The sequence below is a fragment of the Microbacterium sp. PA5 genome, from assembly GCF_049860775.1.
GTDB lineage: Bacteria > Actinomycetota > Actinomycetes > Actinomycetales > Microbacteriaceae > Microbacterium.
Window position 1 is genome coordinate 2,571,725 of sequence record NZ_CP187567.1, and the last position, 26,323, is coordinate 2,598,047.

Sequence of the window (26,323 nt, forward strand, 5' to 3'; positions counted from 1 at the left end):
CGGGATCTCCCTCGTTGGTCGGTCGGTCGGGCGGGGTCAGGTCAGCGCGGCGCGCAGCCGCTCGGGCGAGACGCGCCAGTGCGCGTGGAAGGCGCCGTCGACGAGGACGACCGGGATCTTCTCCCACCACTGCGCATGGAGTGCGGGGTCGTCGAGGATGGAGAGCTCCTCGACGTCGATGCCCTCCGGCTCGGCAAGCTCCGCCACCACGGTCTCGACGATCTCCCGCGCGACGTCGCACAGATGGCAGTCGGGCTTGGTGATGATCGTCACGCGCGTCACGGTTCCATCCTCGCGCATCCTCCCCCCGGGCGGGGTCGCCGACGGGTCGGGTTTGCGTCCGGGTGGGGTGCTCTGCTTACGGTGGCTCCCCCGCGCTCGCGGGCCGAGAGAGGATGAGCCGATGTGGGATGAGTGGATGCGGTTCGGCATCACCCTGGCGATCTGCCTGATCGTCGCCGCCGTGACGGTGATCGTGGTGACCGTGGTGACCGGGAGGCTCGGCGCTCGGAAGGCGTGGGCGACCGCGCTGACCCGCCGCGCCCGGCGGCCGTTCCGCGCGCTCGCGGCGCTCCTGGCCGTCTGGGTGGCGTTCGTGCTCGCCTATCCCGCCGAGGCGCCCGCCGCCGGCGTGATCGCCCACGCGATCGGCATCGTCGCGATCGCGCTCGTCGCCTGGATGCTCGTGAGCCTGGACCTCGTGGCCACCGACGCGATGCTCGGCCGTTTCCGCATCGACGTCCCCGACAACCGCCAGGCCCGCCGCATCCGCACCCAGACGCTGATCGTCCGGCGCCTGAGCATCGCGCTCATCATCGTGGTGGCCGTCTCGGCCGTGCTCCTCACGTTCCCCGCCGTCCAGACCGTCGGCGCGAGCCTGCTGGCATCCGCGGGGATCGCCTCGATCGTCGCCGGCCTCGCCGCGCAGTCGGTGCTCGCGAACGTGTTCGCGGGCGTGCAGCTCGTCTTCAGCGACGCGCTGCGCGTCGACGACGTGGTGGTCGTGGACGGCGAATGGGGCCGGGTCGGGGAGATCACCCTCAGCTACGTCGTCGTCGACCTCTGGGATCAGCGCCGCCTGGTGCTGCCGTGCACCTATTTCACGACCCAGTCGTTCGAGAACTGGACGCGCCACGGCAGCGAGATCCTCGGCACCGTGGACCTCGACCTCGACTGGCGCGCCCCGGTCGACCGCATCCGCGCGCGTCTCGGCGAGGTGCTCGCCGATACGCCGCTGTGGGACGGGAGGACCTCCGTGGTGCAGGTCACCGACGCCACCGCCGGGTCGATCCGGGTGCGGGTGCTCGTCAGCGCCGCGGACTCGGGGCAGCTGTTCGACCTGCGCTGCCTCATCCGCGAGGAGCTCGTCACCTACCTCCGCACGACCGCGCCCACCGCGCTGCCGGCCCAGCGGGTGCTCGTCGCCGAGAACGCGGAGAAGCCGTCGCGCGCCCCGCAGTCGTCCGCGCCCGCCGAGGGCGTGTTCAGCGGCTCGCCCGAGGCCGAGGAGCGCCACCGCGCTTTCACGCAGGCGATCCCCGTCGTCACCGACCCGCACGCCTGAGCGGCGGTCCCGGAGCAGGTGGCCGCGGAACACGAAGCGCCCCTCGATCCGCGAGGATCCGGGGCGCTCGGTGTTTCGGCCGCGACTTACTTCTTGTTGCGGCGCTGGTGGCGAGTCTTGCGAAGCAGCTTGCGGTGCTTCTTCTTCGCCATGCGCTTGCGGCGCTTCTTGATGACAGAACCCACGGAAAACCTCACTACGTCAGGGGTCTAGACGCGATCGTTTCGCGTCCGGGATCAGGCAATGAGAAAAATGCCTCGTGACAGTCTAGCCGACGTCGGCAATGGGACGTTGCAGGGCAGCGGTGACCGCCGTCTCCGGCACGCGGTAGCTGCGACCGAAGCGGACGGCGGGCAGTTCGCCGGCGTGCACCAGTCGGTACACGGTCATCTTGGAGACGCGCATGAGATCGGCCACCTCCGCGACCGTCAGAAAGCGCACGTCAGACAACTCCGGCATCCCATCTCCCCAGCTCAACCCAGTAGTGCTGTGTCTTGCAGCACCGATTTTCCCAGTCGTGCTGTGCGCCCCAGCCTAGGGGGTCGGTGGGACGCGTGTAAACCTCTGTGGTCCGTGTGATGAACGGGGAGCGGGCGTCGCCGCCGAACTCCCGGGCGATCGCGACGCCGGCAGGTCTACCGGCCGGGGATGCGCTTGAGGACGTTCTCGAACGCGTGCTTGGTCGTCGCCGCGGCGCGTCCCACCAGATCGGCAGCTGCGGCGGCAGGCTCGGGGAGGGTGACGCCGGCGGTGGCGGAGGACTCCTCCTCCAGCACGAACGGCATCAGCCACTCGTCGACGGCGTCCAGCGGCGCCGGCGACAGGCTGTAGTAGCGGTGCTGGCCCTCCTCGCGCACCGAGACCAGCTCGGCCTCGCGCAGCACCTTCAGGTGCTTGGACACGGTGGGCTGGCTCACCCCGAGCTCGGCGACGATCTGCGACACGCTGGTCCCCCGGCCGTTGCCGCGCTCGCGCAGCAGCTGCAGGATGTCCCGACGAGTGCCGTCGGCGATCACGTCGAAGATGTCCGCCATGCCCTTAGGTTAGCCCGCGCGCGCGTCGGAGTACCATGACAACGATTCTTTCGGCGAGAGGGGCGCGACATGGCGGGCGAGACCGTCGTCGTACGCGCGCTGCGCCGCCTGCGACGCAGGTGGCAGGGCCTGCGGGATCTCACCACCTCGTCGCCCTCGCGGTTCGCCGTGCTGGTGTTCAGCTCGCTCATCCTGCTGTTCACCGCGCTGTTCTCGCTGCCCGCGGCCGCCGCCGACGGACGGCCGACGCCGCTCGCGGATGCGCTCTTCACGGCCGTCTCGACGATCTGCGTCACCGGCCTCGCCACCGTGGACATGGGCACCCACTGGTCACCGCTCGGGCACGTCTTCGTGTTCATCGGCGTCAACGTCGGCGCGCTCGGCGTGCTGACCCTGGCCTCGATCCTCGGCCTCGTCATCTCCAAGCGCCTGGGACTGCGCGCCAAGCTGATCGCGGCCGGCGACTCGAACCCCATGCGCGCCCACGGCGGCCCGGTCAACGAGGGGCAGACCGTGCGGCTCGGGGAGGTCGGCCAGCTGCTGTCGACCGTCGCGCTGTCGACCCTCATCATCGAGGCGGCGCTGGCCGTCCTCCTCTACCCCGCCCTGCTCATCAACGGCGTCGACCCGCTGACGGCCCTGTGGGAGGCGCCGTACTACGCCGCCATGTCGTTCACCAACACCGGCTTCGCCCCCAACGCCGAGGGCCTCACCCCGTTCGCCCAGGACTACTTCCTGCTGACGGTGCTCATGGCGGGCGTGTTCCTCGGCTCGATCGGGTTCCCCGTCATCTTCACGCTGTGGCGGCACCAGTGGCACGTGCGCCGCTGGTCGCTGCACACCAAGCTCACCCTGATCACGACGGTGGTCCTGTTCTTCGCCGGGGCGGGCGTCTTCCTGCTGCTCGAGTACGAGAACCCGGAGACGTTCGGATCGATGGACGCGTGGGACACCACCTTCCAGGCGCTCTTCCTGTCCGCCATGACGCGCTCGGGCGGCTTCTCGGTGATCGACATCAGCGAGCTCAACGGCTCGTCGCTCGTGGTCGGATCGATGCTCATGTTCGTCGGCGGCGGGTCGGCGTCGACGGCCGGCGGCATCAAGGTGACGACCCTGGCCGTCCTGGCCCTCGCCGTCTTCTCGGAGGCGAAGGGACGTCAGAGCGTCGAGGCCTTCGGTCGCCGCATCCCCAGCGACGTGCAGCGCGTGGCCCTGTCGGTCGTCGCGTGGGGAGCCACGATCGTCGCCGTGTCGACGATCACCATCGCGCAGCTGACGAAGGCGCCCGTGGAGTTCGTGCTGTTCGACGTCATCTCCGGCTTCGCCACCGTGGGCCTGTCGACCGGGCTGACCGCCGAACTCCCCGACTCCGCCTCCTACGTGCTGGCGGCCACCATGTTCATGGGTCGCGTTGGTACAGTGACCCTCGCCGCGGCCGTGGCCGCGACCAGCCGATCGCAGCACTACTCGCTGCCCGTGGAAAGGCCGATCGTTGGTTGAACAGATCCGCAATGATGCGCCGGTGCTCGTCATCGGCCTCGGCCGCTTCGGCGCCGCCTGCGCGGGCGAGCTGGACCGGCTCGACCGCGAGGTGCTCGCCATCGACGCGAACCTCGAGCTCGTGCAGAAGTGGTCCGAGCGGGTCACGCACGCCGTGCAGGCCGACGGCCGCAACATCGAGGCGCTGAAGCAGATCGGCGCGCAGGACTTCCAGGTCGCGATCGTCGCCACGGGATCCTCGATCGAGGCCTCGGTGCTCATCACCGCGAACCTCGTCGACCTCAAGGTGCCGCAGATCTGGGCGAAGGCGGTCTCGCAGTCCCACGGCAAGATCCTCGCCCGCGTCGGCGCCAACCACGTCATCTATCCCGAGCGGGAGGCCGGCGAGCGGGTCGCGCACCTGGTGAGCGGGCGCATGCTGGACTTCATCCGCTTCGACGACGACTTCGTGCTGGCCAAGATGTACCCGCCCAAGTTCATCCGCGGCGTCGGCCTCAACGAGTCCGGGGTGCGGACCAAGTACAACGTCACGGTGGTCGGCGTGAAGAGCCCCGGCAAGCCGTTCCGCTACGCCGAGGCGAACACGGTCGTCACCAACCACGACCTGATCATCGTCTCCGGCACCAACTCCGACATCGAGCGCTTCGCGGCCCTGGATCGATAGGCGAGGCCGCGCGGCGCCGTGCGGCCTCGCGATCGACGCCGGCGGTCCTAGGACCCGGCGGCGAGCTCGCGGGCGCGCGCGAGGGCGGCGTCGGTCGCCTCGGCGAACAGTCCCGCCAGGTTGGCCCCCTGGAGCACGGCGATCGCGCGCTCGGTCGTCCCCTTCGGGCTGGTCACCCGGCGACGCAGCTCCGCGGGGTCCTCGCCGGTCGCGTCGAGCAGCGCGGCGGCGCCGATGAAGGTCTGCTCGGCCATGAGGCGCGCATCGGCCTCGGAGAAGCCCTTGCCCCGGGCCGCCTCGGTGAGCTCCTCAATCAGCAGGAACACGTACGCGGGGCCGGAGCCGGAGATGGTCGAGAGCGCGTCGATGCCGTCCTCGGCCACTTCGATGACCACGCCGCAGGTCTCGAAGAGCCGGCGCACGACGGCGAGGTCGTCCGCCGACGCCGACGGCCCGGCCGCGAGGCCGGTGACCGCCTTGCCGACGACGGCGGGCGTGTTCGGCATCGACCGGATCACCGGGATGCCCTCTCCGACGATCGACTCGAAGGTGGAGATCGTGACCCCGGCGGCGAGGCTCACCAGCACCGTGCCTGGGCGCAGCACCGGCGCGATCTCCCGGAGCAGGTCGGGCACCATGAGGGGCTTCACCCCGATGAGGACGATGTCGGCGGAGGCCGCCGCGACCGTGTTCGCGTCGGGGGTGGTCTCCAGCGCCAGGCTCGTCACGCCGGGAAGGTCGCCGACGCCCGCGGCACGGGCGGCGGTGCGGTTGGTGACGGTCACCGAGGGCGCCGCGCCGGAGCGGACCAGACCCTGCAGGATCGCACCGCCCATCGAGCCGGCACCGAGGATCGCGACCGCGGGGAGAGAGTGATCAGCCATCCCGCCATCCTCTCATCCGGCGGCGCCGCGCGGGCGGCGGTCACGTGAACGACGGGCGGCGGATCAGGAGGTCGCGAGGGGGTCGTGAGAGGTCCCTGAGAGCACCGTTCGCGGCAGCGGACCGCGGGCTATAGTCGGAACCGACGGCGGCGTGGGCGCCCCGTCGCGACTGCGAAGGACCTGGTCATGACACTCCTCGACGGCATCATCTCCCGTGTGATCGACACCGACCGGCTGGCGGTCGGGATCCTCGAGCGCGAGGGCGACGACGCGGCCACGCCCGCCGAGCGGACCGTCGTGCTGATCCACGGCAACGTGTCGTCCAGCCTGTTCTGGCAGGAGTTCATGCAGGACCTGCCGGCCGACCTCCGCGTCATCGCGATCGATCTGCGCGGCTTCGGCACGAGCGAGCACGCACCGGTCGACGCGACGCGCGGGGTGCGCGACTTCAGCGACGACGTCCACGCGGCCCTGACCGCCCTCGGCATCCCCACCGCGCACCTCGTGGGCTGGTCCATGGGCGGCGGCGTCGTCATGCAGTACGCCCTCGACCACCCCGTGCTGTCGCTGACGCTGCAGGCCCCCGTCTCGCCGTACGGCTTCGGCGGCACCCGCCGTGACGGGTCGCGGCTGACCGACGACGACGCCGGCGTCGGGGGCGGCGGCGCCAACCCGGACTTCGTGCAGCGGCTCGCCGACCACGACACCACCGACGAGGCGCCGACCTCGCCGCGCAGCGTGTTCCGCTCCGGCTACGTGTCGGCCGACTACGACGGGGTCAACGAGGACCTGTGGGTGGAGTCGATGCTCACCACCTCCACCGCCGAGGGGAACTATCCCGGCGACGGCGTCGCGAGCGAGAACTGGCCCGGATTCGCGGCGGGGACCACCGGGGTGCTCAACACCATGGCGCCCCGCTACTTCGACACCTCGGGCATCGTCGAACTCCCCGTCAAGCCCCCGATCCTCTGGGTGCACGGCACGGCCGACGCGATCGTCTCCGACACGTCGTTCTACGACCTCAACCACCTCGGCGCGCTCGGCATCATCCCGGGTTGGCCCGGCGAGGAGATCGCGCCCGCCCAGGAGATGGTGTCCCAGACGCGCGACGTCCTCGACGCGTACCGCGCGGCCGGCGGCGAGGTCGCCGAGCTGGAGCTCGAGGGCGTCGGCCACGCCCCCCACCTCGAGCGCCCGGGGGCCGTGCGGCAGGCCCTGCTGGCCGTCATCGGCTACATCGGCCAGCCCGCCTTCCCGGCGCCGCCGACCGAGGCGATCATCCTGAGCTCCTCCGACTGACGCCGATCGCCCCGTCGCCGCGCCCGGCGATTTGCCACGGCTCGAACGGCGTCCGCCGATCCGTCGCGCGCCCTACGCTCGACGGCATGACCGTCGCCGTCCTCGATGCCCCCGCTATCCGAGATGCCGTCGCGGAGGTGCTGTGCGAGGAGACCGAGACCCACCGCATCCTCGACGTGACCACCCGGTGGACCGCCGACGGGCTCGCCGTGGTGCTCGTGAGCGTCTCGTTCCCGCCCGACCTGCTCTTCGGCGAGGTCGCGCTGGTGCTCCGCGAGATCGAGGAGCGCGTGCACGAGCTCGTCCCGGGCGCCGAACGCATCGCCGTCGAGCCGCGGATCGGGCTCCCGTCCCGCGAGAGCCGTCCCGCCACCGAGACGATCGTCCTCTCCTCGAGCGACTGACCGGCCGCGGTTCAGGGGTCGCGGCGCGCGAGGAAGAACGCGCGCAGCAGCGCCGCCGCCTCGTCCGCCTCCACTCCCCCGACGACCTCGGAGCGGTGCGGCAGACGGCGGTCCCGGAGCACGTCGTAGAGCGATCCCGCCGCCCCCGCCTTGTCGTCCCACGCCCCGAAGACGACCCGGCCCACGCGCGCCTGCGAGATCGCGCCGGCGCACATCAGGCACGGCTCGAGGGTGACCACCAGCGTGCAGTGCTCGAGGTTCCACGACCCGAGGGTCTCCGCCGCCGCACGCAGTGCCACCACCTCGGCGTGCGCGAGGGGATCGTGGGTGAGCTCGCGGAGGTTGCGACCCTCGCCCAGGATGGTCCCGGACACGTCGGTCACCACCGCGCCCACGGGGATGTCGCCGTGCGCGGCGGCCTCGGCGGCGAGCTCCCGGGCCCGCGCCATCGCGGCGAGGTCGGTCTCCCGAGGGGGCAGACGGGCGGGCATGCTCACGCGCCCAGCGTACGCCCGGGTAGCCTGTGATCATGCGTGTGCACGTGGCCGACCACCCTCTCATCACCCACAAGCTGACCGTCCTGCGCGACCAGCGCACCCCGTCGCCCGTGTTCCGGCAGCTGACGGAGGAGCTGGTCACCCTGCTCGCCTACGAGGCGACCCGCAGCGTGCGCGTCGAGGACGTCGACATCCAGACCCCGGTGACCTCGACCACCGGCGTGCGGATCAGCGAGCCGCGGCCTCTCGTCGTCCCCATCCTCCGTGCGGGCCTGGGCATGCTGGACGGCATGGTGAAGCTGCTGCCGACCGCCGAGGTCGGCTTCCTGGGCATGGCGCGCGATGAGGAGACGTTCCAGCCGGTCACCTACGCGGAGCGTCTCCCCGCCGACCTCAGCGACCGTCAGTGCTTCGTTCTCGACCCCATGCTCGCCACCGGCGGCTCGCTCGGCGCGGCGATCGACTTCCTCTTCGCGCGCGGCGCGCAGGACGTCACGGCGATCTGCATCCTCGGCGCCCCCGAGGGCGTCGCGGCGATCGAGAAGCAGGTCGGGGACCGCGACGTCACCCTCGTGCTCGGTGCCCTCGATGAGCGCCTCAACGAGAAGGGCTACATCGTGCCCGGTCTCGGCGACGCCGGCGACCGCCTCTACGGCACCGTCTGAGCGCGGCACGGGCTCGTCTGAGCGACCGCGGCACGGGCCCGCGGGATCAGGACGGAGCGTCGCCGGTGCGGCGGCCGTTCTCGCGCTCCCAGAACTCCAGCTGCTGCGTGAGCGCCTTGGCGAGCTCGAACACCTGCTCCGGGGGGATCCGCACGCGCTGCACGACACGGCCCGGCACGACGGTCACGGTCGTGCCGTCGGCATCGGTCGCCTCGTGCGGCGGGCGCACGAGCGAGACGAAGTCCATGACGAACACGTCGGACGTGTGCCACACGTTCGCGAAGTCCGCGTAGCTGCCGGTCACCGCCTCGGGCGGCATCTCGATCTCGAACTGGCGGGGTGCCTCGTCGGTCATGCGCCGAGTCTACGGAACCGTGGCATCCGCCAGGTGGCCGCCGTCAGGCCGCGCCGACCAGTCGCGCGAAGGCGCTCAGACGCGAGACGCCGTCGGGCGTGCGGGGCAGATCGTCGAGGAGTCCGGTGCCGTAGACGACGAAGGCGGTGTGCATCGCGCGCGAGACCGCGACGTTCAGGCGGTTCTGCAGCAGCAGGAACTCCAGGCCGCGGGGGGCGTCGCGCCCCGACGAGGCCGCCAGCGAGACGATCGCCACCGCGGCCTCCTGCCCCTGGAACCGGTCCACCGTTCCGACCGGCACATCGCCGAATCCGGCAGCGACGAGCGCCTCCTCGACGAGGAGCTGCTGGGCGTTGTACGGCGTGACGACGATCAGGTCGTCGGCGCGCAGCGGACGCGGCGGAGCTCCCTCGGCAGCCGTCCACTCCCGCCCGACGAGGTCGCGGACGATCTGGACGACGCGCTCGGCCTCCTCGGGCGACTGCGTGGCATTGCCGGTGTGGCCGAGCGGCACGGTGACCACTCCGGCAGGCACGCCGTCGATGCGCCGGCCCGCCGTGTCGGGATGGGCCTCGAGCTTGCCCGCGTACGACAGCTGCGAGACCGGCGCCGCCACCTCGGGGCGCATGCGCCGGGACTGCGCGAGGAAGTAGCCGCGGTCGGCGGCGATCACCGGCGCCCCGTCCATGATCCAGCCGAGCGCCGACGTGTCGACCGGCTCGGGATGCGTCCCCTGGCTCACCTGCGGGAGCTGCTGCGGGTCGCCGAGGAGCAGCACCCGCGACGCCGACGCCGTCACCGCGATCGTGGACGCGAGCGAGAACTGCCCCGCTTCGTCGATGACGAGCAGGTCGAGGCCGCGGCGCGCGACCCGCCCCGTGTGACTGAAGTCCCACGCGGTCCCGCCGACCACGAACCCGCCCTGCTGCTCGCCGATGTACGCGGCCATCGCGTTCTTGGCGATGGGCGTGAACGATGTGCCGCCGTCGCCGTCGCCCGCGGCCGGCGAGGACTTGGGAGCCTTCGCGACCTGGGCACGCGGCACGCCCGCCTCGACGATGCGGTCGAGCATGTTCTCGACCACCGCGTGCGACTGCGCCACCACTCCCACCCGGAACCCGTGGTCGCGCACGAGCGCCGCCACGACGTGGGACCCCACGTAGGTCTTGCCCGTTCCGGGCGGTCCCTGGACGGCCAGGTAGCTGCGGTCGAGGTCGAGCAGGGACGCGGTGATGTCGGCGACGTCGGAGCCCCGGCCGCGCGCGAGCGCACCCGTGCGGGTGCGCGGCGCCCGGCGCAGGAGCAGGTCGCCGGCCGGATCGGGCGGAAGGGCGGGCACCTCGCCCGCCGCGGCGGCGAGCACCGCATCGGCCCACTCGTCGATCGCCGCCTGCTGACTGCCCGCCTGCGGCGGGGCGGCGGGGGTGAGGGCGACCGGAAGGTCGCGCCAGGTCATGCCCTGCACCGACGTCTCCTCGACGACCGCGCCGTCCTCGAGCACCTCCACCACCTTCACGGTGCGCGCGGCGTGGATCCAGCGGGGGTTGGTCTCCACCGGGAACGGGGCGGGGATCTCGTAGACGGCGAACGGCGAGCCGTCGACACTCAGGCGCGTGCCCGGCGCGAGCTCGCCGCGCAGCTCGACCACGCGTCGCTGGACGCGCGCGCCCTCGGGCAGGTGCCAGTCGGTCACCACCCGGCAGCGGTCCGCGTCGACGACCATGACGTCGCGGGTGTCCTCCCACACCGAGACCGGTTCGCGCAGGCGCAGGAAGTGGGTCGCCCAGAAAGTCTTGACCTCGCGCGGGTAGTAGTCGATCGCGGCCGCCCCGAGCCGCAGCGCCTCGCCCACGGCCACCGCCTCGTCGCCGGCGGTCGAGACGCCGCTGTCGGGGACGGCTGCCGCCAGGCGCGAGAGCGCCTCGGCGCGAGGCGACGGCTCGTACGCGAACTCCGCGGCCTCCGCATCGATCGAGGGCCGCAGGTTCGCCTCGCGCGCCCGGTCGACGAGCCAGTCGCGCAGCTTCAGGGTGGAGACGCAGTCGTAGCGGTTGTAGTCGGCGAGGTCGTCCAGGACCGCCGCGGCGGCGTCGTCCTGACCGGCGTCGGCGTAGGCGCGCGCCTCCACGTAGCGCACGATCGAGTCGTCGCCGCGCTGCACGTCGCTCGTGCGGACATCGGCTCCCATGTAGAGCGGCTCGAGCTTCTTGATCGAGTAGGAGCGCGACCCCACCCGCAGGGCCCGCCGCACGATCGGGTAGAGGTCGACGAAGACCCCTTCGCGCAGGAGCCGGTCGACCGCCCCTTCGCCCACGCCGTGCCGCGCGGCCATCGCCAGCAGGTGCGTGGGCTCGTACGGCGCGTAGTGGTAGATGTGCATGCCCGGATGCGCGCGCCGCCGCAGCTCCACGAACGCCAGGAAGTCCTGGAGGGCGGCCTTCTCCTCGGCGAACGTGTGCGCCCACAGCGGGGTGTAGCGGCTGGCCGTGTCGACCCAGCCGAAGAGGTAGTCGATCCCCCACTGCGCCGCCGCTCCGGGAGCGGGCGTCTCGGTGTACAGCGGGTCGCCTTCGAAGTCGAAGAAGAGATCGCCGTGGTCGGGTCGGGGAAGCGCGCCCAGCGCCTTCGGGAACACCACCTCGAACGTCGGGACCGGCGGCTGCGGTGTCGCGGGCGGCGACGCGGCGTCGGCGGGCGCCGCGGGCGTGGCCTCGACCCCGCCGGCGGGACTCGTCAGCTGCAGCCGCGCCTGCGTGCGGAGGTTGGCGAAGGTGTCGCCCGACATGCGGGGCGGGGCCTCGACGGCCGCCGCGAGGTCGTCGATCGTACGGATGCCGACGGCGCGCAGGCGGTCGCGCTGCACCGGACGGATGCCTGCCACGAGCAGGAGGTCGCGCTGGGCGACGACGTCGAGGTCGCACGTGGCGCAGCGGCCGCACGCGACGACCCGCAGCGCGCCGCGGTCGTCGCCCCAGGCGATCGGCGCGCCGGCCGCCCCCGCGGCCAGGTCGCGGTCGGCGATCAGCGCGCGCAGGCGCGCCCGGCGGAGCGAGAAGACGGGCAGCAGGTCGCGCACCTCGTGCGCGGAGATCGATCCGTCGCCGAGGAGCAGCTCGACGCGCCCCGAGCGCGGCACGCCGAGCCGGTCGAGCTGGTCGACGTAGGCCGCCAGCTGCATGAGCGCGGTGACGCGGGCGTGCCGGGCGAGCTTGGTGTCCTGGACCAGCCACGGGGCGCCCGGCAGCGTCGTGTCGCGCACGAGGAAGTCGGCGAACCCGACGAACTCGTCGGTGGCGAAGGCCGCCTGGTAGACGACGGCCGCGTCGGGATCGGCGAGCGCCTCGATCGTCCGCGCCACCGCCGATGCCAGCGCCCCGGCATCCGACGACCGCGCCGCGGCGATCTCGACGACGCGACCCGGGAACGCGGCGCGGTACTCGTCGAGCACCCGCAGCTCGTGCTGCGTGCCGAGGCGACCCGCGCGCTCGAGGGTGGCGTCCTCGGGGTCGTCGACGGCGGCGACCCGTCCGAGCTTCGCGTCGATCGCGCGCAGCCACGCGAACTCGCATTCGGCGGCGGCCTTGAGGTCGCTCGCGCTCCAGACGATCCGGCCCTCGTCTTCGATGTATCGCATGTCACCCTTCCGTCTCCGACCCTAACGGCGCCCGCCGACACCGGCGGCGAGCGCTCGGGGCGTGCGGAACCCGGCTGCTCCCGTGCCCTGTCGCACCGCGGATGCCAGACTGGTCCCGTGAGCCAGTCCCTGCCGTTCGAGAGCGCCTACCGCCACGGCTACGCGCGCGTGGCCGCCTGCACCATCCCCGTCGCGATCGCCGACCCCGTCGCCAACGCCGACGCGGTGCTGGCCGCCGCACAGGAGTGCCACGACGACGCGGTGGCGGTGGCCGTCTTCCCCGAGCTGTGCCTCACCGGCTACGCGATCGACGACCTCGTCCTGCAGGACGCCGTCCTCGACGCCGTGCGGATCGCCGTCGAGCGCATCGCCGAGGCCTCGACCGGGCTCCGCCCGCTGCTGGTGATCGGCGCTCCGCTGCGGATCGGCTCGCGCCTCTACAACTGCGCCGTCGCGATCCACCGCGGCCGGGTGCTCGGCGTCGCCCCGAAGTCGTACCTGCCGACCTACCGCGAGTTCTACGAGCACCGCTGGTACGCCCAGGGGACCGACGCACCCGACACCGTCACCCTCGCCGGCGCCGAGGTCCCCGTCGGCACCGACCTGCTCTTCGAGGCGACCGACGTCCCGGGCCTCGTGGTCCACGCCGAGGTGTGCGAGGACTTCTGGGTGCCGATCCCGCCGTCCTCCTCCGCCGCGCTGGCCGGCGCCACGGTGCTCCTGAACCTCTCCGGCAGCCCCATCACGATCGCGCGCGCCGAGGACCGCCGCATCCTCGCGCAGTCGCAGTCCCTCCGGTGCCTGGCCGCCTACGTCTATGCCGCCGCCGGGCAGGGCGAGTCGACCAACGACGTGTCGTGGGACGGCCAGACGATGGTCTACGAGGGCGGCACGCTGCTCGCCGAGACCGAGCGCTTCCCCGACGGACCGCGCCGCGCCGTCGCCGACGTCGACCTCGACCGCCTGCGCCAGGACCGCCTGCGCCAGGGCACGTTCGACGACAACCGCGTCGAGCGGTGGACGGGCGGGCAGCGGATCGCCTTCACCGTCGACCCGCCGGCGTCCGACATCGGCCTCCGCCGCCCGGTCGATCGGTTCCCCTTCGTGCCCGACGACCCGGCGCGCCTGGACCTCGACTGCTACGAGGCCTTCAACATCCAGGTCTCCGGGCTCGAGCAGCGCATGCGCGCCATCGGCTCGCCGCGTCCCGTCATCGGCGTCTCGGGAGGACTCGACTCGACGCACGCGCTCCTGGTCGTCGCCCGCGCGATGGACCGCATGGGGCGCCCCCGCAGCGACATCCTCGCGTACACGATGCCCGGCTTCGCCACGAGCGACCACACGAAGTCCAATGCGATCGCGCTGGCCGAGGCGATCGGCGCCCGCATCGAGACGATCGACATCCGCCCGATGGCCACCGAGATCCTGAAGGGGATCGGACACCCGTTCGCGGGCGGCGAGCCCGTCTACGACGTCACGTTCGAGAACGTGCAGGCCGGCGCCCGCACCGATTTCCTGTTCCGGCTCGCCAACCAGCACGGGGGGTTCGTGGTCGGCACCTCCGACCTCTCGGAGCTCGCCCTGGGGTGGGCGACCTACGGCGTCGGCGACCACATGAGCCACTACGCCGTCAACGCCGGAGTCCCGAAGACGCTCATCCAGCACCTCATCCGCTGGGTGATCGCCCACTCCGCCGACGACGAGACGGGCACCTCGCTCAGCGACGAGGCCAAGCGGGTGCTGCAGTCGGTGCTCGACACCGAGATCAGCCCCGAGCTCGTGCCGGCGGGTCAGGACGGCAAGGTCCAGTCCACCGAGGACACCATCGGCCCCTACGCGCTCCACGACTTCGCGCTCTTCCACGTGCTCCGCTACGGCTTCCGGCCGTCGAAGATCGCGTTCCTCGCCGAGCGCGCCTGGGCCGACGCCCAGTCCGGCGCGTGGCCCCCCGGCTTCCCGGCGGAGGAGCGCTACGCGTACGACCTCGACACGGTGGCGCGGTGGCTGCGGGTGTTCCTGAGCCGGTACTTCGGGTTCGCCCAGTTCAAGCGCTCCGCGATCCCGAACGGCCCCAAGGTGACGGCGGCGGGCTCGCTGTCGCCCCGCGGCGACTGGCGTGCGCCGTCCGACGGCAATGCCGCGGTCTGGCTCGCCGATCTCGACGCGGCGCTCGCCGACGCGGGGCTCGCCGACGCGGGGCCGGGCGCGCCGGGCGCCTAGGCGCGGCCTCAGCCGGCGGGGAGGATGCCGGACGCGATCGTGATCACCCAGCCGTCGCGCGAGGCGTCCACGAGCGCGTACTTCATGTTCCGGTCGGGGATCCACCCCTTGAGGCGTCCGGCGTCCAGGCGCACGTGCTCGGGAGCCACGCGGACGCCGCGGCCGTCGGCCTCGAGCACCGCCTGCACGCGCGTCCAGTGCTGGAGGAGGTCGGGGATGTTGTTCTCGTCGAACAGCCGCGAGTGCTTCTGCATCTGCTTGATGTCGGCCCGCTCCGGGTTGAGGTCGCGGATGTCGATGCCCACCGGCAGGCCGGGGTCGCAGATGGCCACCGCCGTGGCGGCGCGATAGCTCGCCGTCACGATCGCGATGGGCAGCTCCGCCCCGTCGCGGGAGGCGATGAGCCGGGTGTGGTAGCCGAAGCCCCGGGGCGCCTCGCGCTCGATCCTGACGTCCGTCGTGGCGCAGCCGAGCTTGGCGGCGATGAGTTCCTTGGCGATGAGACGGCGGCGGTCGTGCACGGTCGTTCCGGGATCCCACCCGAGCCGTGCCGAGATCCCCGTGGGGGTGTCCAGCGGAACCGTGTTCAGAGACATGTCTCTCCCTCGCCGTGCGTCGACGTCTCCATCTTGGCTCACCGGCGGCTCGGCCGACCATCCCCTCCGTCGTGAGAAACCCGCCCCACGCGCACGATCGGACGGCAGCAGATGTCGGCGCGTGGATGCCGAGGCGACCACGACTGCCGCCTTCCGGGCCCACAGGGCAGGATGGAGCATATGCAGCGTCGAGCGACGGTCGTCGGCAGCGGTCCTCACGGGCTTGTCGCCGCGGTCACCCTCGCCCGCGCCGGCTACGCGGTGCGCGTGCTCGAAGCGGCCGACGCGCCCGGCGGCGGAGCCCGATCGGCCGAGCTCACCCTTCCCGGCTTCCGTCACGACGTGGCCTCGGCCGTCCATCCGGCCACGCTCGCCTCCCCCTGGTTCCGGGCCTTCGGGATCGCCGACCGCGTCGAGTGGATCGTGCCCGAGGCCTCGTTCGCGCATCCCCTCGACGACGCGCCGGCGGCGATCGCGTGGCGCAGCCTCGAGCGCACCGCCGACGGTCTCGGCGCGGACGGACCGCGGTGGCGCCGCCTGTTCGAGCCCTTGCGCGATCACCTCGCCGACGTGGTCGAGGTCACGAGCGACACCCTCCTGCGGGTGCCGCGCCATCCGCTGGCACTGGCGCGCTTCGGTGCCCGGGCCGCGGGCCTGGGCACCCCGTCGGCGAACGCCCTGCTGCGCACCGAGGCCGGGCGGGCGCTGTGGGCCGGCGTCGCCGCGCACGCTCCCTCGCGCATGCCGTCGCTCGCCGGCGCCGGGGCGGGGGCGCTGCTGGCCGCCCACGCGCACGCGCCGCACGGGTGGCCGCTCCCCCGGGGCGGCGCCCAGGCCATCACCGACGCGCTGCTGGCAGACCTCGCCGCCCACGGCGGATCCGTCGAGTGCGGCGTCCGTGTGGACGATCTCGGCGCGCTCGACGTCGGCGATCCGCGCCGCAGCGACCTGCTGTTCCTCGCGGGATCGCCGAGGCTCATCGAGACGCTGCCCGATGTGCCGCCGCGCTACCTGCGCGCCGTGCGCCGCTTCCGCTACGGGCCGGGCGTGGCGAAGGTCGACGCGGCGCTGGACGGTCCGATCCCGTGGCGCGACGAGGCGCTGGCCGCGGTGCCGACCGTCCACGTCGGAGGCTCCGCACACGAGATCCGCACCGCGGAGTCCCAGGTGCTGTCCGGGCGGATGCCGTCGCGACCCTACGTCCTCCTGACCCAGCCCTCGGTCGTCGACGACACCCGTGCCCCAGCGGGGGCGGCGGTGCTGTGGGCGTACGTGCACGTGCCCGCCGGCAGCGACCTCGATCCGACGGAGGCCGTGCTGGATCAGCTGGAGCGCTTCGCGCCGGGCGTGCGGGACCGCATGCTCGCGATCCGTTCGACCTCCGCCGCCCGGCTCGCCGTGCAGAACCCCGCCGCGATCGGCGGCGACGGGCTGGGCGGAGCGCTGACCGTCCGGAACCTGCTGCGTCGCCCCGTGGTCTCGGGCACCCCGTGGCGGACGCCGGTGCGCGGGGTGTATCTCGCGTCGTCCGCGACGCCGCCCGGGCCGAGCGTCAACGGCATGGCCGGCTGGCACGCGGCGCGCACCGCCATCGGGGATGCCGGCGGCGGGCGACCTGGGCTGAGCGACCTGTTCCCCGGGGGCGACGCGCCCGAGGCGTGAACGGCGACCTGCCCCGCACGGTCTGGGCCGCCTCGTCCGGGTCCCCTAGTCTGGGGAGGTCCGCCGCCGCACCGCGGAGGGCTACCGACGACGAGGAGTGCCATGTCCACCCCCACCGACCCCGCCGGCTCCGACGAGACGCGCGAGCCCGTCCCCGCGTCCCCCGACGCACCCGCGTCGCCTGACGCACCCGCGTCCTCCGACGCGCCCACGGCCGCGTACCCCGACCTTCCCGCGTCCCCCGACGCGCCCACCGAGCGCGTCCCGGCCCCGGAGAGCGTCCCGGCCGGCGCCGCGCCGGTCCCGCCGGCCCCGGTCGACGGCCAGCCCGCGACGCCCGCGTACGCCCCGGCTCCCGAGGTGCCCTACGGGCAGCCCGCCTACGGCGCCGCGACGCCGCCCGCCGGCACCGACACGCGTCCCAAGACCCTGGCCTGGATCTCGCTCGGACTCGCCGTGCTCGGCGCGATCCTCGCCTGCGTCGGCTTCCTGCCGGTGCCGTGGGTCGGACTCATCTCGGTGATCGTCGGCGGCCTCCTGCTGCTGGTCGCCTTCGTGCTGTCGATCGTCGCGCTCGCCGGCCGCAAGCACGGCGGCAAGCCGGTGGGCGTCATCGCGCTCGTGCTCTCGGTGCTCGGCGGCGGGCTCTGGGCGATCGCCCTGTTCACGAGCATCGCGTTCACCGCGTTCCTCACCACCTCCTCCGACGGTTCCGCGGAGTCGCCGGCACCGGCCCCGAGCATCAGCACCGCCCCGTCCGAGGACGGCACCGACGGCGGCGAAGAGGTCGCGGGCGAGTACGACGAGGCCGCCTTCCTCGCCGAGGCGCGCCCGGCGATGCTCGCCGTCTTCCAGGAGGTGGAGCCGTCGGTCACCGAGGATCTCGTGAACCAGATGTTCCCCGACGACGCTCTCATCGCCGCGGGCCAGAGCATGCTGCTGCTCGGCGAGGACGGACGCGATCAGATGATCGAGTCCCTGACCACCGGCGGCACCTTCGACGACGACACGGCCGGCCGGTTCGTCGACGCGATCTACGACGCCGCCAGCAAGCACCTGCAGGAGTAGTCACCGCCTCGCAGACAGCACGATGCCCCCGGATCGCTCCGGGGGCATCGTGCTCTGCGGGGGGTCAGTTCGACGGCGCCGAGGCCACCGAGGCCGGCGAGGCGGGGGTCACCGGCGACGCGGGCGTCACGGGCGAGGCCACCGACACCGGCGAGGCCGGGGTCACCGGCGAGGCGGGCGTGGCGGGCGAGGCCGGAGTGACGGGCGAGGCAGGGGTCACCGGCGAGGGCGAGGTGACCGGCGACGGCGACGTGGTGGGGCTCGGCGCGGTCGGCGCCGTGGCGGGGGTCGCGGGGGTGACCGCGGTGGGGGTCGCGGCCGAGACGACCGTCACCGACGTGTCGCTGACGCTCAGCGTCACCGCGGCGCGGTCGAGGACCGAGCCGTTCTTGCCGGTGATCGCGCCGCCGGGTACGACGGTGCCGTCCGTCGTGCGCAGGTCCATCGCCGAGGCCATCGCCGTCGCGCCGCCGGCCACCAGGCCGAGTCCGACCGCACCGGTCACACCGTAGGCGATCCACTTCTTCTTCATATCGAGTCCTCCTCTGGTGTCCCTCGACCCGGTGCCGGGGGAATGCGATCGCCTGATCGCATGACATCCACTGTGTCGCCCGCCGCTAAGGCGCCTCGAAGCCGGGCATGAGAGGGCTCTTATGGTCGGGAGCCGCCGCCCGCTCGGCCCCGTCGAGCAGCTGCGCCGCACGCCCGGGGTCCCCGGCCGACGCGGCGCCGAGGGCGTGACCGAGCAGATGCACGGCGGTGAGCGCCCGCGTCCGCGCGTCGGCGCCCCAGCGCTCGAAGGCGAGCCCGGCGAGCGCGCGGACCACCGCTGAACCGTCGCCGGGGCCGTCCTGGCCGCCCGGGCCGCCGCGACGCTCCGTCAGCAGCGCGCTCGCGACCGCGTGCCCGAGGAAGGCGGCCGCGTCCTCGCCGGGCTCGCCGCGGCCCGCGGTGTCGACGTCGATGAGACCGCTCACGGCGCCGTCCACGAGGAAGAGCTGCCCGATGTGGAGGTCGCCGTGGATCGTCGCCGGCGGGGTCGGGGCCGAGGCGAGGGACTGCGCGATGCGCGCGCCGATCCCGCGCAGCCGCTCCGCGTCGGGCAGGAGAAGCTCCAGCCGGCACAGGTACCAGGGCAGGCGCTGGGCGAGCGAGGTGCGCGCCGGCCAGGCGAGGGGGATGCGCGCCAGTCGGCGGCGCAGGTCGTCGACGGCGTCGAGGAGGTGCACGGGATGCCACGTGGCCTCGGTCGCCGGTGCGCCCGTGGCGGCGTCGAGCACGAGCAGTCCCTCCGGGGACCAGCCCCGCACCGCCGGAACGGGGAGCCCGCCGGCCCGCAGGGCGTCGTGGGCGGTGACGACGCGCTCGATCCGGCTGGGCCGGACGACCTTCACCCAGGACGACCCGCCCTCCGTCGGCACGCGGAGCACCGCACGTCGGCCGGGCCGGTACCCGACGAGCTCGGGCGTCGCGGTCGCGGCGATCCCGAGGCGCGACAGGAGCACCGCGGCGGCGTCGCCGAACGCCGCGGGCGCCAGCGCGGGAAGGTGCGGGTCGGCGGGGTGCAGCCAGACGCGGGCCACGCCGTCGAGCGCGAGACCGGTCTCGCGCACCACCGGCAGCAGCGAGGTGTCGAGATACGCGACGCTGTCGGCGGGCAGCCCCTGCGCGGAGGCGGCCTCGGGGGTGAGGGTCGCCCCCGTCACCGACCCCGCGCCGAGAGGCTCACGGGAGAAGACCCGGACGGCCGAGACGGGCACATCCAGCGCCTCCGCCAGCAGGGTCGCCTCGTCACCGGCGGTCGCCGGGACGGGTGCGGCGGCCGTGGCATCCATCCCCCGATTCCAGCACGGGAGCGGGAAGAACGGGATGAGACATCTCTTAGGGTCGCACGGGTGCCCCGCGCGCTCGCGATACTGGAGGCGTGAGCACTCCGCCCCCCGCACCCGATCGGCGCCTGCGCATGTCGGTGCGCACCCGCATCGTGGCGGTCATCACGCTCGTCGCGGCGATCGGGCTCATCTCGGTGGGCGCGACGGTGTACCTCGTCGAGCGGGCCGTGTCGCTGGAGGCCATCGAGGACCGGCTGCAGGACAACCTCGACTCGGCCCGGTTCATCGTGGGTGAAGGTCCCGACGACACCGGCACGTGGCCCTCCGCCGACGAGGCGCTGCGCGCGGTCGTGCAGCGCATGAGCCCCGACGACAACACGGGAGCGCTCGGCATCGTCGACGGCCGGGCGGTGCTGCGCTCGGGCGTCGACCTCGATCTCGATCTCACCAGCGCTCCGGGCTTCGTCGCCCACGTCTCATCCGAGGTCACCGGCGCCGACCCCGTGATCGGCACGTACGCCGAGGAGGGCGTCGTCTGGCGCTACCTCGCGGCCCCCATCGCGGTGGTGGGCGGAGACGCCGCGACCGGAGCAGAGGTCATCTTCACGATGGCCTACGACGTCTCCGCCGAGCTCGGTGAGATCAACGGCACCGCGCAGGCCTATCTCGTGGCGGCGGGGATCGCGCTCCTCGTCATCGCCGTGGTCGCGACGATCGTCTCCACCCGCCTGCTGCGACCGCTGCGGCGCATGCGCGAGACCGCCGAGCGGGTCTCGGCCCAGTCCCTCGGCGAGCGCCTCCCGGTGCAGGGGCGCGACGACGTGTCGGAGCTCGCCAGCACGATGAACGACATGCTGGACCGTCTCGACGGCGCGCTCGACTCGCAGCGGCAGCTGCTCAGCGACGTGGGCCACGAGCTGAAGACCCCGATCACCATCGTGCGCGGCAACCTCGAGGTGATGGACGCCGACGACCCCGACGACGTGCGCGAGACGCAGGCGCTCGCGATCGACGAGCTCGAGCGGATGGACCGCCTCGTGCAGGACCTGTCCGCCGCAGCCGCGCTCCACGGGCCCTCCCCCGTGACGACCGCGCGGGTCGACGCGGGCGAGCTCGTGCAGCAGATCGTGCGCAAGGCGCAGGGCATCGAAGGAGCCGAGGTCGACGCCGGCCCCATCGCCGACGTCGTCGCGCGGGTGGATCCTGGCCGGATCACCCAGGCGATGCTGCAGCTCTCGCAGAACGGCGTCACCCACGGCCGCGGGCGCATCGAGATCGGCAGCCGCGTGGTGGACGACACCCTCGAGCTGTGGGTGCGCGACCACGGCCCCGGGGTGCCCGACGCCGATAAGGCGGTCGTCTTCGACAGGTTCCACCGCGGCAGCACGGCGCACGCCGGCAGCGGGCTGGGGCTGAACATCGTGCAGGTCATCGCCCGTGCGCACGGCGGCTCGGTCCGCGTCGACGACGCCCCGGGCGGTGGGGCGCTGTTCGTGATCTCGCTGCCGCTCGCCGAGACCCCGCAGCCCGATGACCTCGTCATCCCGCCGCGGCCCCCGCTGCCGCCCCTGCCCGAGCCGCGACCGACCACGCTGACGACGACGGGCGGAGGCGCCTGATGGCATCCATCCTCATCGCCGAGGACGAGGCGCGGATCTCGGGCTTCATCGAGAAGGGGCTGCGCTCGGCGGGCTTCGCCACCCGGGTGGCGGCCACCGGACCGCTCGCGCTGGAGCTCGCGCAGTCCGACGAGTTCGACCTCATGGTCCTCGACGTGAACCTCCCCGGCATGGACGGCTTCGCGGTCCTCGAGCATCTGCGCGGCGGCGGATCGCGGATGCCGGTGATCATGCTCACCGCACGCGTCGAGCTCCATGACACGGTCGCCGGTCTCGAGGGAGGCGCCGACGACTACCTCGGCAAGCCGTTCCGCTTCGACGAGCTGCTGGCCCGCATCCGCCTGCGCATGCGCCGCGACGACGACACCGGCAGCCTCGCCGCGCTGTCGCATCGCGACCTCACCCTCGACGTGCGCACCCGCGAGGCGCGGCTGGACGGGCGACGGGTCGAGCTCTCGTCGCGCGAGTTCGCTCTGGCCGAGGAGTTCGTGCGCAACGCCGGCCAGGTGCTCAGCCGGGAGCAGCTGCTGAGCAGGGTGTGGGGGTACGACTTCGACCCCGGGTCCAACGTCGCCGACGTGTACGTCGGGTACCTGCGGCAGAAGCTCGGGTCCGACCGCATCGAGACGGTGCGCGGCGCGGGATACCGCCTGGTCTGAGGCCGCCGGGCTACTGGCGGATCGTGCTGGGCCCGTCGGGGGTCGTCTCGACGACGACCTGCGCGGGAAGCTGCTCCTTCATGGCCTCGACGTGGCTGATGACGCCGACGGTCCGCCCGCCGGCGCGCAGCTCGTCGAGCGTGCGCATCGCCAGGTCGAGGGTCTCCGGGTCGAGCGAGCCGAATCCCTCGTCGACGAAGAGGGTGTCGAGCCGCAGGCCGCCGGCCCGGTTGGTGACGACCTCCGCAAGGCCCAGCGCGAGGGCGAGCGATGCGAGGAAGGTCTCCCCTCCCGACAGCGACTGCGGTGAGCGCAGGCGACCGGTGTGGGCGTCGAGCACGTCGATCCCCAGTCCCGACGCGCGACCGTGCGACGCCTTCGCGTCGGAGTGGTGCAGGGTGTAGCGCCCCGACGACATCTCGGTGAGGCGCAGGTTGGCCGCGGCGACGATCTCCTCCAGCTCGGCGGCGAGGACGAAGGTCTCGAGGTCCATCTTCATCGTGTTGGGGGCGCGGCCGGCGACCGAGTCCGCCAGCCGGGTGATGACCGCGGCGTCGTCGGCGACGGCGGCGACGGCGGCGTACGCGTCGTCGACGCGCTGGAGCAGATCGCGCAGCCGGTCGGCGGCGGCGCGGGCGTCGGTCTCGGCGGCGATGGCCGCGGCGTGCGACGACGCCGCCACCTCCCGTACCGCGCGGGCGGCGTCGAGATCCACCTCGGGCGCGTCGAGGGTGGCCAGCTCCAGCTCCAGCAGGCGCGCACGGACCGCGCCCAGGGCCTGTCCGTGCGCGACGACGCGCTCGTCGATCGCCTCCTGCTCGGCGGAGTCGAGCAGTGCTGCGGCGACCGCGCCGAGGTCGGCGAAGTCGGACGCCGCGATCCGCGCGTCGCGATCGGCGGCGGCCGCAGCGGCGGCCCGGTCGCGCTCGGCGAGCTCCTCCAGGGTGCGGCGGCGCTCGCGCGCGAGGTCGCGGCGGGCGCGTCCGGCGGCGATGCGGTCGGCGACCGAGGCGTGGTCGCCGCGGGCGGCGTCGACCTGGGCGCGGAGGGCGGCCAGGGTCGCCCGCTCGGCCGCGACGCGCTGGGTGTCGGTGCTCACGCGCGCGGCCAGGCTCTCGCGCTCCTTCGCCGCGAGGGCGGCCAGCTCATCGAGTTCGGCGCGCTGCGCCTCGAGCGACACCACTGCGCGCTCCGCCGCGGCGGCGGCCGTCACCTCGGCCTCGGCCTCCTCGAGCCGCGCGGCGAGGTCACCGGGCTCGCCTCCTGCCGCGCGTGCGGCGACGGCGGCCAGCGCGTCGCGGAGCTCACGGGCGACCGCGCCGGCACGGCGCTCGGCCTCCGCCTCCCGGTCGCGGAGCGCTTCGGCCGCGGCGAGATCCTCGTCGGTCACCGGGTCCGGCGCCGCGTCGGCGGGGCGCGGGTGGGACGTCGATCCGCAGACGGCGCACGGTTCGCCGTCGACGAGTCCCGCCGCCAGCTCGCCCGCGTGACCGGCGAGCCGGCGCTGCAGGAGGGTCGTCACCGCCGCGGTCGCTGCGGCCGACGCCGCGTTGGCCCGGACGTACGCCGCTTCCGCCTCGTCGGCCTGCGGCGACAGCGTCGCGAACTCGCGCGCGGCGGCGAGCCGGTCGGCGACGGCGTCCCTCTCGGCGACGAGGTCGGACCGGCGCACGGCCTGGGCCCGGGCGGCCACGAGGGCGGAGTCGATCCGCTCCCTCTCGGCGGGGACGAGCGCCTGCTGCGCGTCGAGCTCGGCCAGCTGCGCCGTGCCGTCCGCGACGGCGCGCTCCACGGCGGCGAGTGCGCGCTCCCCCTCGTGCAGGTCCGTCTCGGCCGACGCGGCGGCCGACCACAGCGCCAGGTCGCCGGTAAGCCCGTCGATCACCGCCGCGAGGTCGTCGTCGTCACGGCCGCCCGCGGCGCTCCATGCCCGCCCGGTCTCGTCGGCGGCCTTCGCCGCGTCCGCCCGCTCCGCCTCGGTGCGGTGCGCGGCCTCCACGGGGGCGCGGAGCGCCTCGGCGGCGCGCGCCCGCGCCAGGCGCGCCCTCTCCTCGTCGATGCGGGGCGCCTCGGCCTCCCGCGCGGTCAGCTCCTCCCTCGCCGCGGCGAGCTGCGCGAGCCGCTCCGCCTGCGCGGTCGCCTCGGCCAGGGCCGCCTCGGACTCGGTGAGGGCCGCCTGGGCCCGGGCGCGATCGTGCACTCGGGTGTCGAGACGGTACTGGGCGCGCTGGAGCGCGGTCGACGCCTCGGCGCGGCGACCGGTGAGGTCGACGGCGCGCTCCTCGTCGCCGCCGAGGGCGTGCTGGTCGATGAGCTGCTCGGCGACCTCGAGCAGGGTGCGGGCGTGCTCGCCCGCCGTGTCCACGGCCTTCTGCGCGTCCCGACGGCGCATCTCGAGCTCGTCGCGGTAGCTCTCGAAGCGCCGCGTGCCGAACAGCGTCCGCAGGAGCGTCTGACGCTCGCCGGCGGTGGCGAGCAGGAAGCGCGAGAACCGGTTCTGCGCGAGGAGGATCACCTGCTGGAACTGCTGGGCGTTGAGCCCCAGGATCTCGTCGAGCAGCAGGCCGACCTCTCGCGGCTTTGCCGCCTGCCCGACCCAGACGTCGCCGACGAGCTCTTCCAGCTCCGCCCGTGGGGGCTCGGTCGTCATCCCCCCGCCGCGCTTGGCGGGGCGATCGTACTCGGGCGCGCGGGTGACGCGCAGGCGCCGGTCGCCCGCGGTGAACTCCAGGCGCACCTCGGTCGGGTCGCCGAGGAAGCTGTGGTCGGAGCGCAACCGCCGCTCACCGCCCTCGTAGCGCGGCACGGTGCCGTAGAGGGCGAAGCTCACCCCGTCGAGGATGCTCGACTTGCCCGCTCCGGTGCGCCCCGAGATGAGGAAGACCCCGTCGCCGTCGAACGCGTCGAAGTCGACGCTCTGATGCTCGCGGAACGGTCCGAAGCCCGTCACGTCGAGGCGGTGCAGCTTCACGCCGACGCCTCCACGCGCACCCGCTCGGCCAGGACGTCGTCGATGAGCTCCTGCTCGCGCTCGGTCGGGCCCGCGCCCTCTCGCACGTGCTGCAGGAAGGCGGTGACCAGCTCGCGGTCGCTCCGCGCCGAGCGGACCCGCTCGACATAGGTGCGGGCGCTCGCCTCGGCGGTGCGGGCGGGCGTGTGCACCACCTTCGCGCAGAACGGGAACCGCGCCTGCAGCCGGCGCAGCGGGTCGCGCTGCGGGAGGTCGTCGGTGTACTCCGCGCAGACCCAGGCCTGCTCGTCGTCGGCGAAGCGCGTGTCGGCGAGCAGCTCGTCGAGCGGGCCGGTGAGCGTGACGACCCGCCGCGGGATCGGAAGGGCGACCCAGGTGACCTCGGCCAGCCCGTCGGCGTCGAGATCGACGAGCCACGAGCCGCGCGGCTTGTGGCCCTCGCCGAAGCTGTAGTGCAGGGGCGCCCCCGCGTACCGGATGTGCGGGGCGAGCTGCTGGCGGCCGTGGATGTGGCCGAGCGCGACGTAGTCGACCCCGTCGAAGGCGGCGAGGGGGACGACGTCGAGTCCGCCCTGCTGGATGTCGCGCTCGAGCAGCGGCGTGGGCTCGACTCCCGCGGCGAAGCAGTGCGCGACGGCCACCGACCGCGCTCCCGGCGCCTGCCGGGAGGCCAGGTCCGCGCGGACGAGGTCCATGGCGTGGGAGAGCGCCGCCTCCTGCGTGCGGATGCCGGGCCAGACGTGCCGCAGCAGAGCCGGCTCGAGGAACGGGATGCCGTAGATGTGCACCGGCCCGTGCGCGTCGTCGATCGTGATGGGCGTGCCGACGGCCAGCGGGTCGGTGAGCACGTGAATGCCGTCGCGCAGCAGCGCCGCCTGGAAGCCGAGCCGCGCCGCCGAGTCGTGGTTGCCGCTCGTGACGACGACGCGGGCGCCGCTCTCGCGGATGCCCCGCAGCGTGTCGGACAGCAGGGTGTAGCAGTCGGCGGCCGGGGCGGCGGAGTCGAACACGTCGCCCGCGACGACCACCACGTCGACCGCGTGCTCGCGGACCTGGGCGATCAGCGCGTCGAGCACGCCGCGCAGCGCATCGAGCGTGGAGTGACCGTGGAAGGTCCGCCCGATGTGCCAGTCGGAGGTGTGCAGGATGCGCATGATCCCACGGTAGAAGTCACCCCCGACATCGTGGTCGAGGCC

General features: G+C 73.5%; 24 protein-coding genes. 11 read left to right on the forward strand and 13 right to left on the reverse strand.

The window, feature by feature from the left end:
- Positions 1 to 36 precede the first annotated feature (36 nt).
- The gene (locus ACPWUT_RS12200; RefSeq protein WP_425837986.1) at positions 37 to 282 is read right to left on the reverse strand and encodes a glutaredoxin family protein; all 246 of its coding nucleotides are present in this window, start codon (positions 280 to 282) and stop codon (positions 37 to 39) included.
- A 121-nt stretch (positions 283 to 403) separates the two neighbouring features.
- Here ACPWUT_RS12200 and ACPWUT_RS12205 point away from each other — a divergent pair, with 121 nt between their 5' ends.
- Positions 404 to 1,564 carry a mechanosensitive ion channel family protein gene (locus ACPWUT_RS12205; protein ID WP_425837989.1) on the forward strand — a complete coding sequence of 387 codons (1,161 nt, stop codon included), beginning with the start codon at positions 404 to 406 and terminating at the stop codon, positions 1,562 to 1,564.
- An 86-nt stretch (positions 1,565 to 1,650) separates the two neighbouring features.
- On the opposite strand, the gene ACPWUT_RS12210 is transcribed toward ACPWUT_RS12205, so the two are convergent.
- The 3 genes from ACPWUT_RS12210 to ACPWUT_RS12220 form a co-directional block, all read right to left on the reverse strand.
- A complete protein-coding gene (locus ACPWUT_RS12210) occupies positions 1,651 to 1,749 on the reverse strand; it encodes a 30S ribosomal protein bS22 (RefSeq protein WP_003792170.1) in 99 nt (32 codons plus the stop codon).
- Between the two features lie 82 nt (positions 1,750 to 1,831).
- Positions 1,832 to 2,023, reverse strand: coding sequence for a helix-turn-helix domain-containing protein (locus ACPWUT_RS12215; protein ID WP_144806169.1), 192 nt, complete (start codon positions 2,021 to 2,023; stop codon positions 1,832 to 1,834).
- 176 nt (positions 2,024 to 2,199) lie between these two features.
- Entirely contained in the window at positions 2,200 to 2,598 is a 399-nt protein-coding gene (locus ACPWUT_RS12220; protein WP_284530144.1) for an ArsR/SmtB family transcription factor, read from the reverse strand.
- A gap of 69 nt (positions 2,599 to 2,667) precedes the next feature.
- Between ACPWUT_RS12220 and ACPWUT_RS12225 the strand changes: the two genes are divergently transcribed.
- A complete protein-coding gene (locus ACPWUT_RS12225; protein ID WP_284530146.1) occupies positions 2,668 to 4,098 on the forward strand; it encodes a TrkH family potassium uptake protein in 1,431 nt (476 codons plus the stop codon).
- On the forward strand, positions 4,091 to 4,762 hold the full coding sequence (locus tag ACPWUT_RS12230) for a potassium channel family protein (RefSeq protein WP_284530147.1): 672 nt from the start codon (positions 4,091 to 4,093) through the stop codon (positions 4,760 to 4,762). Before ACPWUT_RS12225 ends, ACPWUT_RS12230 begins: the two co-directional genes overlap by 8 nt.
- 47 nt (positions 4,763 to 4,809) lie before the next feature.
- Here the strand turns inward: ACPWUT_RS12230 and proC are convergent, their stop codons facing one another.
- Complete coding sequence (proC, locus tag ACPWUT_RS12235) at positions 4,810 to 5,646, reverse strand: pyrroline-5-carboxylate reductase (RefSeq protein ID WP_284530148.1); 837 nt, start codon at positions 5,644 to 5,646, stop codon at positions 4,810 to 4,812.
- Between the two features lie 186 nt (positions 5,647 to 5,832).
- On the opposite strand from proC, the gene ACPWUT_RS12240 reads away from it, so the two are divergent.
- Positions 5,833 to 6,945 (forward strand): alpha/beta fold hydrolase, encoded by a 1,113-nt coding sequence (locus ACPWUT_RS12240; protein WP_425837999.1) that lies wholly within the window; start codon positions 5,833 to 5,835, stop codon positions 6,943 to 6,945.
- A gap of 86 nt (positions 6,946 to 7,031) precedes the next feature.
- Positions 7,032 to 7,349 (forward strand): hypothetical protein, encoded by a 318-nt coding sequence (locus ACPWUT_RS12245; RefSeq protein WP_284530150.1) that lies wholly within the window; start codon positions 7,032 to 7,034, stop codon positions 7,347 to 7,349.
- An 11-nt stretch (positions 7,350 to 7,360) separates the two neighbouring features.
- Here the strand turns inward: ACPWUT_RS12245 and ACPWUT_RS12250 are convergent, their stop codons facing one another.
- Positions 7,361 to 7,840: a nucleoside deaminase gene (locus tag ACPWUT_RS12250; protein ID WP_425842275.1), complete on the reverse strand. Its 480-nt coding sequence runs from the start codon at positions 7,838 to 7,840 to the stop codon at positions 7,361 to 7,363.
- A 38-nt stretch (positions 7,841 to 7,878) separates the two neighbouring features.
- Between ACPWUT_RS12250 and upp the strand changes: the two genes are divergently transcribed.
- A complete protein-coding gene (gene upp / locus ACPWUT_RS12255; protein ID WP_284530151.1) occupies positions 7,879 to 8,511 on the forward strand; it encodes a uracil phosphoribosyltransferase in 633 nt (210 codons plus the stop codon).
- Positions 8,512 to 8,557: 46 nt separating this feature from the next.
- Here the strand turns inward: upp and ACPWUT_RS12260 are convergent, their stop codons facing one another.
- Complete coding sequence (locus ACPWUT_RS12260) at positions 8,558 to 8,866, reverse strand: DUF3467 domain-containing protein (protein ID WP_284530152.1); 309 nt, start codon at positions 8,864 to 8,866, stop codon at positions 8,558 to 8,560.
- A gap of 43 nt (positions 8,867 to 8,909) precedes the next feature.
- A complete protein-coding gene (locus ACPWUT_RS12265; RefSeq protein ID WP_284530153.1) occupies positions 8,910 to 12,500 on the reverse strand; it encodes a TM0106 family RecB-like putative nuclease in 3,591 nt (1,196 codons plus the stop codon).
- A 117-nt stretch (positions 12,501 to 12,617) separates the two neighbouring features.
- On the opposite strand from ACPWUT_RS12265, the gene ACPWUT_RS12270 reads away from it, so the two are divergent.
- Complete coding sequence (locus tag ACPWUT_RS12270; RefSeq protein ID WP_425838004.1) at positions 12,618 to 14,720, forward strand: NAD(+) synthase; 2,103 nt, start codon at positions 12,618 to 12,620, stop codon at positions 14,718 to 14,720.
- Positions 14,721 to 14,728: 8 nt separating this feature from the next.
- Here ACPWUT_RS12270 and ACPWUT_RS12275 read toward each other — a convergent pair whose 3' ends face one another.
- Positions 14,729 to 15,316 carry a hypothetical protein gene (locus tag ACPWUT_RS12275; protein ID WP_284530156.1) on the reverse strand — a complete coding sequence of 196 codons (588 nt, stop codon included), beginning with the start codon at positions 15,314 to 15,316 and terminating at the stop codon, positions 14,729 to 14,731.
- Between the two features lie 180 nt (positions 15,317 to 15,496).
- On the opposite strand from ACPWUT_RS12275, the gene ACPWUT_RS12280 reads away from it, so the two are divergent.
- Positions 15,497 to 16,978 carry a phytoene desaturase family protein gene (locus ACPWUT_RS12280; RefSeq protein WP_425838007.1) on the forward strand — a complete coding sequence of 494 codons (1,482 nt, stop codon included), beginning with the start codon at positions 15,497 to 15,499 and terminating at the stop codon, positions 16,976 to 16,978.
- A gap of 102 nt (positions 16,979 to 17,080) precedes the next feature.
- Positions 17,081 to 18,046 (forward strand): hypothetical protein, encoded by a 966-nt coding sequence (locus tag ACPWUT_RS12285; RefSeq protein ID WP_425838010.1) that lies wholly within the window; start codon positions 17,081 to 17,083, stop codon positions 18,044 to 18,046.
- Between the two features lie 64 nt (positions 18,047 to 18,110).
- Here ACPWUT_RS12285 and ACPWUT_RS12290 read toward each other — a convergent pair whose 3' ends face one another.
- Positions 18,111 to 18,578 (reverse strand): hypothetical protein, encoded by a 468-nt coding sequence (locus ACPWUT_RS12290; RefSeq protein ID WP_284530159.1) that lies wholly within the window; start codon positions 18,576 to 18,578, stop codon positions 18,111 to 18,113.
- Between the two features lie 85 nt (positions 18,579 to 18,663).
- Positions 18,664 to 19,881, reverse strand: a complete 1,218-nt coding sequence (locus ACPWUT_RS12295; protein ID WP_425838013.1) for a phosphotransferase — start codon at positions 19,879 to 19,881, stop codon at positions 18,664 to 18,666.
- 89 nt (positions 19,882 to 19,970) lie between these two features.
- Here ACPWUT_RS12295 and ACPWUT_RS12300 point away from each other — a divergent pair, with 89 nt between their 5' ends.
- A complete protein-coding gene (locus ACPWUT_RS12300; protein WP_425838016.1) occupies positions 19,971 to 21,497 on the forward strand; it encodes a sensor histidine kinase in 1,527 nt (508 codons plus the stop codon).
- Positions 21,497 to 22,156, forward strand: a complete 660-nt coding sequence (locus ACPWUT_RS12305; protein WP_425838019.1) for a response regulator transcription factor — start codon at positions 21,497 to 21,499, stop codon at positions 22,154 to 22,156. The genes ACPWUT_RS12300 and ACPWUT_RS12305 overlap by 1 nt, the downstream gene beginning before the upstream one ends.
- Positions 22,157 to 22,166: 10 nt before the next feature.
- Here ACPWUT_RS12305 and ACPWUT_RS12310 read toward each other — a convergent pair whose 3' ends face one another.
- Complete coding sequence (locus ACPWUT_RS12310; RefSeq protein WP_425838022.1) at positions 22,167 to 25,127, reverse strand: AAA family ATPase; 2,961 nt, start codon at positions 25,125 to 25,127, stop codon at positions 22,167 to 22,169.
- Positions 25,124 to 26,281 carry an exonuclease SbcCD subunit D gene (locus ACPWUT_RS12315; protein ID WP_425838025.1) on the reverse strand — a complete coding sequence of 386 codons (1,158 nt, stop codon included), beginning with the start codon at positions 26,279 to 26,281 and terminating at the stop codon, positions 25,124 to 25,126. The genes ACPWUT_RS12310 and ACPWUT_RS12315 overlap by 4 nt, the downstream gene beginning before the upstream one ends.
- Positions 26,282 to 26,323 lie beyond the last annotated feature (42 nt).

Bases quoted from the DNA above. Each gene is read 5' to 3' on its own strand.
- ACPWUT_RS12205 (WP_425837989.1), top strand. From the start codon at position 404: ATGTGGGATGAGTGGATGCGGTTCGGCATCACCCTGGCGATCTGCCTG.
- ACPWUT_RS12215 (WP_144806169.1), bottom strand. From the start codon at position 2,023: ATGCCGGAGTTGTCTGACGTGCGCTTTCTGACGGTCGCGGAGGTGGCC.
- ACPWUT_RS12220 (WP_284530144.1), bottom strand. From the start codon at position 2,598: ATGGCGGACATCTTCGACGTGATCGCCGACGGCACTCGTCGGGACATC.
- ACPWUT_RS12225 (WP_284530146.1), top strand. From the start codon at position 2,668: ATGGCGGGCGAGACCGTCGTCGTACGCGCGCTGCGCCGCCTGCGACGC.
- proC (WP_284530148.1), bottom strand. From the start codon at position 5,646: ATGGCTGATCACTCTCTCCCCGCGGTCGCGATCCTCGGTGCCGGCTCG.
- ACPWUT_RS12240 (WP_425837999.1), top strand. From the start codon at position 5,833: ATGACACTCCTCGACGGCATCATCTCCCGTGTGATCGACACCGACCGG.
- ACPWUT_RS12245 (WP_284530150.1), top strand. From the start codon at position 7,032: ATGACCGTCGCCGTCCTCGATGCCCCCGCTATCCGAGATGCCGTCGCG.
- ACPWUT_RS12250 (WP_425842275.1), bottom strand. From the start codon at position 7,840: ATGCCCGCCCGTCTGCCCCCTCGGGAGACCGACCTCGCCGCGATGGCG.
- upp (WP_284530151.1), top strand. From the start codon at position 7,879: ATGCGTGTGCACGTGGCCGACCACCCTCTCATCACCCACAAGCTGACC.
- ACPWUT_RS12260 (WP_284530152.1), bottom strand. From the start codon at position 8,866: ATGACCGACGAGGCACCCCGCCAGTTCGAGATCGAGATGCCGCCCGAG.
- ACPWUT_RS12265 (WP_284530153.1), bottom strand. From the start codon at position 12,500: ATGCGATACATCGAAGACGAGGGCCGGATCGTCTGGAGCGCGAGCGAC.
- ACPWUT_RS12275 (WP_284530156.1), bottom strand. From the start codon at position 15,316: ATGTCTCTGAACACGGTTCCGCTGGACACCCCCACGGGGATCTCGGCA.
- ACPWUT_RS12280 (WP_425838007.1), top strand. From the start codon at position 15,497: ATGCAGCGTCGAGCGACGGTCGTCGGCAGCGGTCCTCACGGGCTTGTC.
- ACPWUT_RS12285 (WP_425838010.1), top strand. From the start codon at position 17,081: ATGTCCACCCCCACCGACCCCGCCGGCTCCGACGAGACGCGCGAGCCC.
- ACPWUT_RS12290 (WP_284530159.1), bottom strand. From the start codon at position 18,578: ATGAAGAAGAAGTGGATCGCCTACGGTGTGACCGGTGCGGTCGGACTC.
- ACPWUT_RS12295 (WP_425838013.1), bottom strand. From the start codon at position 19,881: ATGGATGCCACGGCCGCCGCACCCGTCCCGGCGACCGCCGGTGACGAG.
- ACPWUT_RS12305 (WP_425838019.1), top strand. From the start codon at position 21,497: ATGGCATCCATCCTCATCGCCGAGGACGAGGCGCGGATCTCGGGCTTC.
- ACPWUT_RS12315 (WP_425838025.1), bottom strand. From the start codon at position 26,281: ATGCGCATCCTGCACACCTCCGACTGGCACATCGGGCGGACCTTCCAC.